The organism is Paenibacillus sp. 22594, assembly GCF_052044425.1.
In the GTDB taxonomy this organism is placed as follows: Bacteria; Bacillota; Bacilli; order Paenibacillales; family Paenibacillaceae; genus Paenibacillus_AQ.
Map to the genome: position 1 here is coordinate 244,149 of NZ_JBQENA010000006.1, position 13,834 is coordinate 257,982.

General features: G+C 46.5%; 12 protein-coding genes. 7 read left to right on the top strand and 5 right to left on the bottom strand.

Going from position 1 to position 13,834, the window contains the following annotated elements; translation table 11 throughout:
- Positions 1–40 precede the first annotated feature (40 nt).
- Positions 41–706, bottom strand: a complete 666-nt coding sequence (locus ACTJKB_RS20320; protein ID WP_440836192.1) for a Crp/Fnr family transcriptional regulator — start codon at positions 704–706, stop codon at positions 41–43.
- Positions 707–926: 220 nt separating this feature from the next.
- On the opposite strand from ACTJKB_RS20320, the gene ACTJKB_RS20325 reads away from it, so the two are divergent.
- The 7 genes from ACTJKB_RS20325 (at position 927) to ACTJKB_RS20355 (ending at position 8,825) form a co-directional block, all read left to right on the top strand.
- Positions 927–1,553: a TetR/AcrR family transcriptional regulator gene (locus tag ACTJKB_RS20325; RefSeq protein WP_440836353.1), complete on the top strand. Its 627-nt coding sequence runs from the start codon at positions 927–929 to the stop codon at positions 1,551–1,553.
- Positions 1,554–1,573: 20 nt separating this feature from the next.
- Positions 1,574–2,395 (top strand): substrate-binding periplasmic protein, encoded by an 822-nt coding sequence (locus ACTJKB_RS20330; protein WP_440836193.1) that lies wholly within the window; start codon positions 1,574–1,576, stop codon positions 2,393–2,395.
- A 42-nt stretch (positions 2,396–2,437) separates the two neighbouring features.
- Positions 2,438–3,082: an amino acid ABC transporter permease gene (locus ACTJKB_RS20335; RefSeq protein WP_440836194.1), complete on the top strand. Its 645-nt coding sequence runs from the start codon at positions 2,438–2,440 to the stop codon at positions 3,080–3,082.
- Between the two features lie 19 nt (positions 3,083–3,101).
- Positions 3,102–3,848, top strand: coding sequence for an amino acid ABC transporter ATP-binding protein (locus ACTJKB_RS20340; protein ID WP_440836195.1), 747 nt, complete (start codon positions 3,102–3,104; stop codon positions 3,846–3,848).
- A gap of 17 nt (positions 3,849–3,865) precedes the next feature.
- The gene (locus ACTJKB_RS20345; protein ID WP_440836196.1) at positions 3,866–4,300 is read left to right on the top strand and encodes an OsmC family protein; all 435 of its coding nucleotides are present in this window, start codon (positions 3,866–3,868) and stop codon (positions 4,298–4,300) included.
- 321 nt (positions 4,301–4,621) lie between these two features.
- Entirely contained in the window at positions 4,622–6,685 is a 2,064-nt protein-coding gene (locus ACTJKB_RS20350) for a methyl-accepting chemotaxis protein (RefSeq protein ID WP_440836197.1), read from the top strand.
- A gap of 271 nt (positions 6,686–6,956) precedes the next feature.
- Positions 6,957–8,825, top strand: a complete 1,869-nt coding sequence (locus tag ACTJKB_RS20355) for a serine hydrolase domain-containing protein (RefSeq protein WP_440836198.1) — start codon at positions 6,957–6,959, stop codon at positions 8,823–8,825.
- Positions 8,826–9,134: 309 nt separating this feature from the next.
- Here ACTJKB_RS20355 and ACTJKB_RS20360 read toward each other — a convergent pair whose 3' ends face one another.
- The 4 genes from ACTJKB_RS20360 to ACTJKB_RS20375 form a co-directional block, all read right to left on the bottom strand.
- Positions 9,135–9,824: a DUF975 family protein gene (locus ACTJKB_RS20360; protein ID WP_440836199.1), complete on the bottom strand. Its 690-nt coding sequence runs from the start codon at positions 9,822–9,824 to the stop codon at positions 9,135–9,137.
- A gap of 222 nt (positions 9,825–10,046) precedes the next feature.
- Positions 10,047–10,802, bottom strand: coding sequence for a (2Fe-2S)-binding protein (locus tag ACTJKB_RS20365; RefSeq protein ID WP_440836200.1), 756 nt, complete (start codon positions 10,800–10,802; stop codon positions 10,047–10,049).
- A gap of 13 nt (positions 10,803–10,815) precedes the next feature.
- Complete coding sequence (locus ACTJKB_RS20370; RefSeq protein ID WP_440836201.1) at positions 10,816–11,775, bottom strand: ABC transporter substrate-binding protein; 960 nt, start codon at positions 11,773–11,775, stop codon at positions 10,816–10,818.
- Between the two features lie 120 nt (positions 11,776–11,895).
- Complete coding sequence (locus tag ACTJKB_RS20375; RefSeq protein WP_440836202.1) at positions 11,896–13,542, bottom strand: helix-turn-helix domain-containing protein; 1,647 nt, start codon at positions 13,540–13,542, stop codon at positions 11,896–11,898.
- Between the last annotated feature and the right edge of the window lie 292 nt (positions 13,543–13,834).

A 13,834-nucleotide genomic window follows, 5' to 3' on the forward strand; every position in this document is an offset into this window, starting at 1 on the left:
ATTTCGATCACATGCTCACCTTCCTGACCCAAGCGCCTCTTTAAATATCTGTGAAAAAGCGGTTTGGATGATAAATGATAATTTTCTTATGGTTGTAGTCAATAAGTGCTTTCTCACGCCATTTATTCAAGGTCTCGGTGACCGTCTGTCTGCTGCAGCCAATAACATAAGAAATCTCTTCATGACTTAGCTGCAGTTGCAGATGGATCTGCTCATCTTTCTGAGTGCCCATCTGGAATATTAACCAAGCCAATCTCCATGCTACAGGCCGGCTAATTAACGTCTCAACCATGTTTTGGGTCTGCAATAGCCGATGGGCGCCGATAACCGCTAAGGAGTATGCAAACTCAGCGTTGCTTTTGGCTAAATCCAGAAAAATTTGCCCGTCTAACGTAATCATCTGACAGTCTACCAGGCACTTGGCATAACGTTTACGTTGAAGATTCGCCAGCAGCTCCGCGTTCCCAAAGATCTCGCCGGCATAACGAAGAAAGAGGGTAATGCCTTGACCTTCCTGGGAGGACTGTGAAATTTTTACTAAGCCTGTCTCTACATAAAAGACCGCATTGGCGGGATCATTCTCTAAAAAAATGAATTCATTTTTCTTATAAGATTTTGGGGTTCCGTATTCGTGAAAAGCTTGCAGAAGGACCTCCTTAATCTGCTTATTCATTAATAAATCCCTGGAATTTCCAATTGAATCCATAAATAGGTCACCTCTTATCGGCAGAGTCTATAGGATAATAAATCATAGTAATCATATGCGATATATGTATATTAGCACAATCCATTAGTAAAAAATGTCGTGCAGCTGACAATAGGAAGAAATATCAAGAATCTATTGACAATAACACAGTTATCCTATAGGATTTAAAAAAAAGACAACTGACTGACGAATCAATCGGGAGGAGGAAGATGGATTGCCCATAGATGACAACAACGGAAACATAGATCGCAGAACTCAGCTGATACAAATCGCTCTGGAGAAGTTTGCCAGGCTGGGATATCATCAGACGAAAATATCGGACATTGTTCAGGAAGCGGGTGTAGCGCAAGGAACCTTTTACTGGCACTTTAAGAGCAAGGAAGCCATTGCGCTGGAGATTATCGAAACGGGCAAGGAACAGCTGCTGCAAGTGATTGCCCAAGGTTATCGTCAAGATCCGGGAGATATAACGGATATGGTAAAAGCTTCAGAAGCACTGTTCCACCGGTTGTTCAATTTCGCCGCAGAGAACCGTCATCTTATGGAGATCCTCCTGATGGGAAATGGAGCCGATCAAACGATAAGGAAGCGTATTTCGGCTACCCGGAATGCAATGGAGCAAGCTTTTCGCCGCAATATAGAAAGAGCGATAGAGCTGCAAATGCTGCCTGAGGGTATAGAGGTTGAGCTTCGCGCTGCTCTTTTGATGAGTATGTGTGACGGCTTGCTCTCACGCTGGTTATTTGGCTCTGAAGACATTCATTCTAAGGTTGCAGAGGCCTCGGCACAGCAATTAGCGAGTGAATTGGCCAATTTTGAATTTTACGGATTGTTGGGAAAACTATAGATAAAGGGAGAGAAACAATAATGATAAAACGTAAATTTGCTATGGTTACAATAACAGCGCTGGCTGTGTTCGGTCTGGTTCTAAGCGCTTGCGGCGGTAAATCAGATTCGGGAACTACGGCATCGAATGAACTGGAACAAATTAAAAAAGCAGGTGTGATCAAGGTCGGTACAATGGGAACCTATCCGCCGTATACCTTTTTGAATGATAAGAAAGAAGTAGATGGCTTTGACCCTGATATCGCCAAGGAAATTGCCAAACGTCTTGGAGTGACAGCGGAATTCACGACTCAGGATTTCTCCGGGCTGATCCCAAGTCTGCAAGCGAAGAAATTCGACATCGTGATTAGCCAGGTTACGATAACTGATGAACGTAAGAAGCAAATTGATTTCACGGATTCTTACATCACGAACAATGTCAAAATCATCGTCAATACCAAAAATACAGATATCACGAAGCTGGAAGACTTCAAAGGGAAAACGATTGGGGTGGGGCTCGGAACAAACGATGAAACCTACCTTCGTACCGAAGTGCTGCCAAAAGTAGGTGATTTCAAGATCAAGACGTATGATGATGTCATTACCTCACTGAAGGATCTGGATGCAGGACGGATTGATGCGACCATTAATAATCTGTATGCCTTGAAGCCGATTGTGGATGAGAATGGCTTTCAGATTAAAGCGGTGGGCGAACCGATCAAATCCGATATGGCGGGTGTAGCTCTCCGCAAGGATAATGCAGAGCTTCGGGATGCCATGAATAAAGCCTTGGCAGATATGAAGGCAGACGGCACATACGACACTATTTTTCAGAAATGGTTCAATGAGACACCTGCAAAATAAATGTTGGAGCGTGCGCCCTATGGCGGGAAGGGGGTAGTATCTATGCAACTCGTATTCGACAATCTGCCCTTCTTGCTGAAGGGCGCCGGTTACACTTTACTGTTGACGATTGTCTCTATGTTCTTCGGTCTGATCATCGGACTAGTGGTGGCAATCGCCCGTCTCAAAGGGAATCCGCCGATTCGGTGGATTGCCCGTTTCTACGTATCGATCATCCGCGGGACACCGCTCCTTGTACAGATTGTGATCATATATTATGGGCTTGTAGATTATGGGATTACGCTTGGTTCCCTGACAGCAGCCTATATTGCGCTCAGTGTAAATGCCGGGGCTTACTTGTCTGAGACGTTTCGTGGAGCCATTCTGTCGGTTCCGAAGGGACAACTGGAGGCTGCATATTCAACCGGAATGACGCCATGGCAGGCGATGCGCAGAATTGTGCTGCCGCAGGCCATGCGTATTGCTATTCCACCTATGGGAAATACGTTCATTGGTATGCTGAAGGAGACCTCGCTCGTGTCGGTGATCACGGTCAGCGAACTGCTGCGTCAAGCACAGCTGCTCATTGCCCAATACTATCAATATATGCCTTTTTATCTGGGCATCGGAATAATGTATTGGATTATGAGTACGGGGCTGGCCTTCATCCTGGAGCGGTTCGAACGCAGATTAGCCAAAGCTTATTGAACATGGAGATGACGTTAACATGATAACGACTACAGGCTTATCGAAGCATTTTCAGGATCATGAAGTGCTGAAGGGCATTAATATACAGGTGGCAGCACAGGATATAGTCGTCGTTCTGGGACCGAGCGGTTCAGGTAAAAGCACATTGCTTCGCTGCTTAAATGGTCTGGAGGACATCTCAGGCGGCAGCTTTGAGGTAAATGGGATTGTGGTTGATGCCACTGCCTCCAGACGTTTGCGTCAGCAGGCCACCCGGAATATCCGCAAGCAGAGCGGGATGGTGTTCCAGCAATTTAATCTATATCCACACAAAACAGCGCTCGGCAATGTGATCGAAGGTCTGATCACCGTGAAGAAGCTGCCGAAGGAACAGGCTGTAGCTATAGGCCGAAATCTTCTGGACCGTGTTGGACTGGCAGATCGTGAAGAATATTATCCTTCCCGGCTCTCCGGCGGGCAGCAACAAAGAGTGGCGATTGCCCGTTCTCTGGCTATGGAACCCGCAGTAATGTTATTCGATGAACCTACTTCTGCGCTTGATCCTGAGCTTGTGGGTGAGGTGCTGAGCGTGATGCGTGAGCTGGCTCAGGAGGGCATGACGATGCTGGTCGTGTCACATGAGATGAAATTTGCCCGTGAAGTGGCGACCAAAATCATTTTAATGGCAGATGGTAATATTATCGAAGAAGCGGCTCCGCAGCGGTTTTTTGAAGATCCCCAAGAGGAACGGACACGCAGATTCTTGCGTCAAATCAACGAAATTTAAGGAAGAAGGTAAATATAATGAAAGTGTCGACCATTTGGAAAGGTAAACGGATGTTTGATTCAACAGGCCCTTCCGGCTATTCCGTGGGGATGGATGCAACTCCTAAATACGGCGGTAACGGCGAAGGCATGACTCCGATGGAATTACTGCTGGCTGGGTTGGGAGGCTGCATGGGCATCGATATCACGATGATTCTGGATCGGTTCCTGCCAGAAATCACACGACTTGAGATTGAAGCAGATGGAACCCGCAAGGAAGCGAATCCTTCTGGATTTACTGCGATTGATCTGTTTTTTCATATTGATGGGAATGTCCCCGATTACCGGCTCTGGAAAGCCATCCTGATGGCTGAGGAGAAGTACTGTGCCGTCTCTGATTCACTCAAGGCAGAGATTCACCCCCACCTAATCCTCAATGGAGTAGAAGTAGAGAAACCAGAGAAAGCAATCTAAGCTAGGATTGGACTGAACCATTCGTACAAATAATTATTTTATCGTTAAGCGGCCTTAATCCTGAATTCAATGGGACTAAGGCCGTTTAGTTTTGTCTATAACCATTCACTATTGTAAAAGGCGTCTAGCATTCCAACATCTAAGCAATGGAAATACACCCAGAAAAATATAAAACGAACTGCATTAATATCATTTTTATGCTGTAACCCTTAAAATTTCACTTCAAAATATCCATTATCGAAAACAACTCTATCGAACAATCGACAAATATCCGAAATATAATTATGAGCTAATTACACAAAAGTGAAATGGGGGGTTCTAATGTCACAGATCATAAAGAAAAGACGATTCAATTTATCAAGTATTGCAAATACTCTATCAATTGTGCTGTTAGTTATTATCGTTGTCGTCTTTTCCATCTTGGGAACATTTATGTTTTCTAGTACACGAAGTATACTTGTGGAGAACCAAGAGTCCATGCTTCGGACCAAGACACAGGCTCTCGTCAGTGAATTCGATGCTCTATTTAAGGAAAAGGGTTCACTGGTCAAACAGATGTCAACGAACAATATATTTAAAGAATATCTCGAAACCACTGAATCGCCTGGAATGGCCAAAACTTCTCCACATGCCGCTGAAGTAACAAAGACATTAGCAGCCATTGTGAAAGGAGAGCCCGCTTTTGCAGATGCTTGGGTAGCAAGTACTACCGGCAAAGGCTTTTACATCCTGAACGATGGCAGTATATCCGAGCCTACTTTTGATATAGCACAACGCCCGTACTATCAACCTGCACTCACAGCAGACGGTTTGTATTACTCTGATCCTTACAATGATATTACTACGGGTGATTTGTTGATGGGTATTTTTTATCCGATTAAGGATGACAACAATGCGATTATCGGTTTTGTGGTAGTTGATATAGCGTTTAAGGATATTCCTGCCATCATGCAGAGCTATAAGCTTGGCAGCACAGGTTATTCCATTCTGGTCACAAAAACTGGGGATATTATGTATCACCCTGATCCGGCTAAAATATTAAAGGAAAAGATTAACGAGAGCCCGGGTGATCTGGGGAGGATCGGAAAGAAAATGTTAGCTGGCGAATCCGGAGTAGAACTGATTAACGACAATGGAGAGAGCCGTTACATCGGGTACGCCACAAGCAAAGATACCGGATGGTCTGTGGGGTTGACCATTACAAAGCGTGAAGTACTCTCAGAATTAGTGAACTTCACATGGCTTACCATTATCGGATTCACTGCAGCTGCGTTCCTGCTCATTTTATTTTCATATATCACACTCCGTTATCTGCTCAGATCCATACCTATCCTTCTCACCAAAATCAAGCGGGTGGAAAATGGGGATTTGACTGTTCAGTTCGATGCTAATTCTAAAAATGAAATTGGACAAATTTCAATCGGAATCTTCAATATGGTCCGAAAAATTCAAAATATGATTCAGATGGTTGGCGCCTCCGCAGAGGTATTGAATCAGTCTTCCAAGGATCTGCAATCCATCTCTTCCCGGACGGCAATAACAATGAACGATACGGCTTTGGCCATTACTGAGATTGCCAACGCAACCAATTATCAGTCGATTGAAACGGATACGATTCTTCACAAAACCGGGTCATTATCCGGTCAAATCGACGAAATCACGAATGATGCCAAAGCAATAGAAATGATGGTACAAGCTTCTGCAGACCAAAGCGGGCACGGGTTAGGCGTTTTGGACCAGTTATCCAGATGGGCTGAAGAAAATCACAACTCCACTCAGGCGATTTCGTCTGCTATTCAAGATATTGATCTAAGCCGTAATGAGATATCAAGCATCGTAGACACGGTACATCAAATTGCCACACAAACTAATCTGTTAGCACTTAACGCGTCCATCGAAGCAGCGCGTGCGGGAGAACAGGGCCGCGGGTTTGCTGTTGTGGCAGGAGAGGTTCGGAAGTTGGCGGAACAGACCGCACGGGCCACACAGGAGATAGCCAGAAAGGTTCATGATATCGCGGAGAAAACCACCGCATCCGTTGAACACACTTCACAGGGCCTTGAAATAGCTGAAGAAACCGCGAAATCCGTGGAAGCTACGAAGCAGGTGTTCCTCAGTATTAATAAGGATTTAGAAGGCTTGAAATTACGCATGATTCAAATTAGCGATAATACTTCCATTGTTCATAACCACAAGGAAGAAATTCTACAGGCACTGGAAGTAATCTCTTCGACTACAGAAGAGAATTCTGCTTCGACAGAAGAGGTTAGTGCAAGTACTCAGGAGCAACTGGACAGCATTCAGCAGGTTGCAGGACTATCCCAGCAACTCAGCCTTTTGTCTAAAAAGCTACAGGATGAATTGAACCAGTTCCAGGTCAGCTGAGGAACAAGTCGGTCTTGGACCTCCGTCAAGTAGATATGAGTGGAAATAACAGTTTGAGTTAAGCAGGTGGCGGTTCTCCGGTAAGGAGGGCCGCTTTTTTGCATGTAGAGGACGTGTGAAGGACTTGAAGTCGCTTTACTTTTAACATAATTATGCGGTTTTGTGTGAAGATTCTTGTTAGAATAGGAGAGCTACTAGAATTTACTCGACTAAAGGAGAGGTCTTATTGTTAAGAAAGGGATTTATACTTGTGTTCTCGATATTATTACTTATGTCCAGTAGTATCACAGCATTTGCAGCGGAAAAAGTTAGCGGGGGAGCAGAGGCGGCAACCCCTTCCGGGATTCCGCTGGCCGGTTTGGAAGATTTTGTCGACAATTATGTAAAAGAATACATAGGGCAACAATCCGTAGGTGCGTCTGTAGTTATGATGAAGGACGGCCAGGTGGTTCTGTCCAAGGGTTACGGCTACGCCGACGTGGAGCAGAAGATCCCTGTCTCGCCGGATACGGTAATGGAGTGGGGTTCGATCAGCAAGCTTACCGTATGGACGTCTGTGATGCAGCTGGAAGAACAAGGGAAAGTTGATCTGAATGAAGATATTCGCAACTATTTACCGGAGAATTTCCTAACCAAGCTGAAATATGATGATCCCATAACGATGCTTAATCTCATGAACCACAATGCAGGATTCGAAGAGTATATGTTCGATATGGCTTATCAATCCCCTGAGGAAGTGCGATCGCTGGAAGATGGACTGCAGCTTGCCCAGCCGGCACAGATTTACAGACCTGGTGAGGCTGTTGCCTATTCGAACTATGGCAACTCACTGGCTGCGTATATTGTGGAGAGAATCAGCGGTCAGCCCTACCGTGAATACGTTCAGCAGCATATTTTTGATCCCCTTGGCATGAAGAATTCCATGGCATATTCCGTCATAGAGGACCGCCCGGAGCTGCTGAAGCATAAAGCTAAGGGTTATTTCTTTGAAGGAAAAGGGTCCTTTAGGCAGGGATCATGGAACTATATGTCCATGTACCCCAACGGCGGAAATAACGGCACTGCGGAAGATCTGGCTAAGTTTGCGATGGCATTCCTGCCTGCAGCCGGAGAACAATCCCTTCTGTTCGAGAAGCCCGAGACCCTGAGCAAGATGCTGACCCAGAGTTATGCCTCAGCTGAAGGAATGCCGGGCAATGCGCATGGATTCTGGGAATATCCCGGACGGCACCGGACGCTAGGACACGGCGGGAATACGATTGCCTTTGCCACCAATCTGCAGATCGTGCCTGAAGACCGGTTCGCGATCGTAATTATGACCAATCAGGCCAGCGAATCCAATATTGTTCATGGTCTGACCAAAGCAATCGTGGGTACGCGTGAGCAGGCGGATGCAGTCGATCTGCCGGACGCGTCAGCGGTTCAAGGTGAGTTCGTGGCTGCGCGCCGCCCTGGACATGGCTTCATGAATCTATTCCCCTATCTCACGCTGATGAAGCTTGAGCCGCAGGGAGCGGATCAGCTCCGTGTGTCACTTGCAGGTATGACCGGAAGCTATAAGCAGGTTCAGCCTTATCTCTATGAGAAAGTAAGCGGAGACTCGGCGCTCGATGCCTGGCCCATGCTGCATGCAACAGTTAGTGATGGTAAGGTAAAGGCGATCTCTGTGTATACCACTGATTATTTGCCGCTGCCTGCCGATAAATCGATGCCGGTGCTGCTCTTGAGTGCCGCGCTCGCGGTGCTGGCCGTCGTCTATTTCATTATCGCCCCAATTGTATTGCTGGTTCAGACGATCTTGAACAAGCGGAGAGCCAGAACGCACCCTGCTTCTCGTGCTGGCAACCGAAAGCTGGTGGCTGGCTTAACCTTATCGGGCACCGGCATTGTGGTGAACAATCTAGTTCTGGCTTTGCGGATGCTAAGCAACAATGAGCGTGCCTATGCCGAAGTGTATCCGCAGATTTTGGTTAACTATGGTCTGACTGGACTGGCTGCATTGTTCTTGGCAGCACTGTTGGTATCCTGGAAGAAGAAGCGTTCTGCTTCAACTGCCCGTGACAAGTGGTCTGCCATTTTGCCTGGGGCGATGATTGTTGTTCTGGTAGGACTGCTTGTATTCTGGCAATTCTACAATTAAGCTGGCAGTTCTGAACTGCACCCCGTCAAGTAGACAGCGTAAATAAAAGATCCTTAGGCGGCCTTAGTCCTGAATTCAATGGGACTGAGGCCGTTTAATTATGCTGCTTAACGGAGGAACCGGTCGAGCGGTGTGCTTTCCGCCGGAACTTCTTGTCCGTGAGTCTGTAAAGGCTCTGGAGGAGAGGAGCTTTTGATGAGATTGCGAAATTCCTGCCTATACAACTGTAAATCCCAGCACAAAAAGCCCGCGCCAAGCGCGGGCTCTGCATGTTGACTATTCATCAGCAGCAATCTAGCGGATACGATACTAAAAATAGGGTGTTGGTGCTAGCCGGAGTTCATATTCTGTTGTCATTTTATATGTAAGTGCAGTATGGCGTAAATCCAAGTAAAGCTCTGCCTTCGTGGCATTGATGTAGGGCTGAACGAATAAGACGCCGATGCCGAGTGCCAGCAGGCCAACCAGGATCCATCCAATAAAGCTCAGATCAAGCACAAACATGCGGAACTTATGTCCCTGTGTCATTTGCTTGCTTAATTCTACTGCACGGTTATATCCGATATTCGGATTGTCTGCAAGGATGTAAGGAACCTGACTGTACGCATAGGCTTTTACTATTCCTGGAATGATCAGTAACAGGAACCATAAGAAATTCAAAAAACCTCTCCAAAGCATAGTTAGAACTATAGCCCAATACCGTTCCATATTAAACGCATAGCCGATATTGCCCATACGGACTTCACCCTCGGCAGCCTGCTTGAAGTAACGCAATGAACCTACTGTGAGAGGAGAACCGATCAGGATATGAAATGCAATTCCAATTACTGCAAATATGCCAACTATGAATAATACGATAACAAGGAAGGGGCCTAAAAACCCCCAATCGATGTCATGAACGGAGTTGGACCATTCTGAACGAAGTGAGGAGGAACCCATTCTTTGAGTTAAGCTTGGGATACCTATGCCTTCTCCAAGTAAAACCAGTATTAAGCTCACCACAAATGCCTTCCAATACGAGGTTCGGAGCACATCCTTAGCCCTTCGCTTTATTTCCTTACGATCCCACATCATAACCTCTCCCTTTGTTTTGCATTTTGTTCATTGACTTACAATAGATACCATAGATTATGCCGAAAAGAAACAATTAAATGCTATTCGCACAAAAAAACCCGCGTGGGCCGCGGGCTCATTCTGTTGACTATTTACCAGTAGCTCCGTTTACTCCGGAGGCAGTATAGGACAGCTGCTGCAGTATCCATGATCCTCTCTGAGCTGATAAGCCAGACAGCAGGTCGCCTTAATAGATATAGTGTTGTGCGGAGGGTTGGGGTCTGTTCTGAATTTGGGCATGATGCGGAACGGATTGCCGCGAAGTCCGAATACCTCCGGTTCGAGTTCCCAGGTGATGGATTTGAATTGCTTAATGATAAGGTTGCGGGTGCTGTCATCTACCGCATCCCGGGATTCCTCTTCCATATAGGTATATAGCTGATTATAAATATGCTTCCATAGCATCACTGCTTTAGTCTGTGCGGATTTGGCAAGAGCAAGAATAATCGGTCTAACATCATTCTTATAGAACAAACCAAGCTCATCTAATACTTCATTCCCGGAAACACTTTTGTGGCAGAGGCCGTCCCGATTTTCATGGACATGAAAGGCGAATTCGGGGAACCCCTCAGTGCGGATGAGCTGTACAGACATGTTGCTCAGACACAAGGCATGAGCCATCGGGTGTGCAGCCGTGAGCAGTGTATATTTTGCCCCGCAAATTCCGGCGTACCAGCTGCAAAAGATGGCGGCTGCTATACGCTTGTCATCTGTTCCGAGCATGGAAGCATAAGCTCTGAGCAAATGCTCAGCATTTGCAGGCAGACATAATTCGGTAAGAGAAAAAGTAACCACCGCATTCTCCGCAGCCTCTGAATAGATGAAAAAACGTTCTCCCAATTGGATTTTTTCGGTTTCGCACATCCTTAAATCCCCTTTATTCCAAGTTACCCTCAAAGGCTTGGAGAACCGAATCAATCGCATAGCGGTTCGCCAGCGGAGACATGCCCACGTTAAACCAATCCTTGCCCGCCATCGTATACACCTGATTCTTCTTGACTGCATTCATGTTCTTCCACAGAGGACTTTCCAGCATATCTTCATAGGTTTGCTTAACCTCAACATTGTCCTCATTATTCAGCTGAATAATGAGATGGTCGGGATTATACTCGGGTAATTTCTCAAGTGATATGGTTAATGACGGATCTTTGGGGAAGTTCGGAATCATCTCCAGCCCAAGCGTGGTATGAATAAACTTTCCGCGATCGATCTGATCCCCATAGAGGATGAGGCTGTTGGGCATAACCATCATATACAACACGGTTTCGTTGCCAACCAGATCATCAAGCTTCCGCTTGGCTTCAGCTTCCTGGGCTGCCAGATCTTGAATGACCTTCTCTGCAATGTCCTTCTTGCCCAGGACCTCGCCTATATCCTTCAGTTCATCACGCCAGTCATCGCGCTGTGGCAGAAGAACCGTCGGTGCGATCCCGGATAACTGATCATAGTCCTTGTCAGACCACCAGACGGGAGCAAGGATAAGATCTGGTTCAGAGGCCAATATCATTTCAAAATTCGGGGTTTCTGCAATGCCCATTTTAAGAGTATCCTTGAGCGGTTCTCGCAGATAGGTTGGTAGATCCGTATGGTAGTTCTGTACTGCTATGGGTGTAACGCCCAATGCTTGCAGAAACTCCGGATAGACTACGGAGAGTCCGATGACTTTGGTTGGATTGGCAGGGATCTTAATCTCGCCTTTTTCACTTTTTACTACACGAATGTCCGATTCAGTTGTGGCGGCAATCTTGGCCTGTCCACTATTATTTGAGCAAGCTGCCATTACCAATACCAGCACAATAGCCATACAGAACGCCATTCCTGTTCTTATCTGTATCATTTATTATGTAACCTCCTGATTTTCGATACCTTAAATCTCACTTGCGAGTGAGAATCAATATCACTGTTAGGAGTATAAAACAATCTTCCAGATTCGACTATTGACAATCTCGCCATTATTTTATGTTCGATTACGCCAAAGAGACAACGCCAGGTCGAGAATCAGCTCCTGTGTGAACGATGTATACTCTGTCCATGGGAAGGGAGGGAGATGGTCAATACGCGAATATCCGGCGGGATCAGGATGCTTCCACGACTCCTTGTCTCGGAGCTCAGACCAGACGGCCTGCGAGTGGACATCCTCATCCACAATCAACAGGAGCCTGTCCGCATCCGCAGACCCCAGCTCTTCCAGCGTCAATGTCTGATGGCTAAGCTTGCGATTAACAACGGACGCCGGGAGCAGATGCAGATCATCGTAGAGCACTTCACCCAAGCTTCGATTAGACAACACGGTAATCTTCTGACCGGATATTCGGGCAATAAGAAGCTTGTCCTTGGCGAGTTCATGATCTATGTCCGCCCGGACAGCCTCGGCTTTGCGCTCATATTTGTCTAACCATGCCGCCGTTTCCTTTGCCTTGCCCAGGCATTTTCCAATGAATCTTAATTGCGTCCGCCAGTCCATTCGGTGCCAGGAGACGAGATAAGTGGGGGCAAGCTCTTGAAGCTGCTGCTGTATGTCCGGTCTTAGCGATTGCTCCAGCCCCAGAATAAAATCAGGATGGAGGAGGGCGAGCTGCTGTATTCTGGTATTGTCATCTTGGGCAAGAGGAAGTACCGCACCAGGCTCATATTTACGGCGGTAATATTCAGTCCAAGGATGGTCAGCCGGAGCTGCGCAGGGAACAATATTCAAAGTAAGCAGTGCCCCAATCAGGCTGCCGTGGTAAGCAACAATTTTCAGCTTGGCATTTCGCATGAATGTTGCTGGAGCAACACCGGTAATTTGCTTGAATTTGTGCCTGAAATAAGGGATGTCCTTATAACCGACGTAAGCGGCGATATCCTTCAATTCATAATTCGTTTGCGGCAGCATAAGGCTCCTTGCTTGTCTGATCCGGTATTCGGTCAGGTATTCAATGGCGCTGAGACCAAATTTTTGCTTGAACAGTCTGATGAAATGCCTTTCGCTGGTGCCTGCTTCGCCTGCCAGCAGACGGATGGTGAGCTCTTCACGGTAGTGTTGTTCTATATATGTCTTGACCCGCTCCATCACAGCGTCTGTATCGCTCAGCTGCAGCTGGCCGACATCGCTCAGCAGATTATACAGCAGCTCATAGAAGCCGCTCTGGGCATGCAGCCGCTGCAAGGGATTCATGCTTCCCATGGAAGTGGCGATGGCCTCACAGAGTTTGCTGTAAGTAATAGTTGATGCAATCGCTGCTTCTCCTTCCATGGGGAAGGGGATAATAAGCTCCGATGAGCTTGTCTGTTCGTGATCTTCAGGCAGATCACGCTGACCAAATACATCAAACCGAAGAATGTATAGCCTCTGGTCTCCTGAACCCTCTAGACGGGCTTCGATCAACTGTCCTGGCAGGCAAACAAAAACAAATCCCGCTCTGAGTTCAGCATATTTTCCATCTACCGTTATCCAACCCCGGCCAAATATTGGAATCAGGAGCATATGCGATTCAAGAAATTGCAGCCGAAGTGACCACTCTCCCTTGGGATTATTGTTCTGTGTGATGCTTCGAAGCCTGAACCACATTTGATCAATCTGTCCGAATGTTCCCGTATGGGGGATGCCATCCTTACTAATCATTCATCGCACCACCTTCCGATATGCAGCAACACGCAAATGCTTGCATCTGAGACCGCGGGTCACTGGGATAAAGTATCCTTTTCCCGTTTGAAACCAACGATTCTCTGAACAGAATATTTGCTGTTTACCGATGAGAGATTCATGCTGAATACTACTTTCCATTCAAATTTGAAACAAACACGGGACGTTTATATCTATTCGTATTTTATACTATTTTTTAATCCGCAACTAACTAAAAGCTCTTGTTAAGCATTGAACAGAGATTCAACTAAGGGACGAAGCTGTGCGTTAG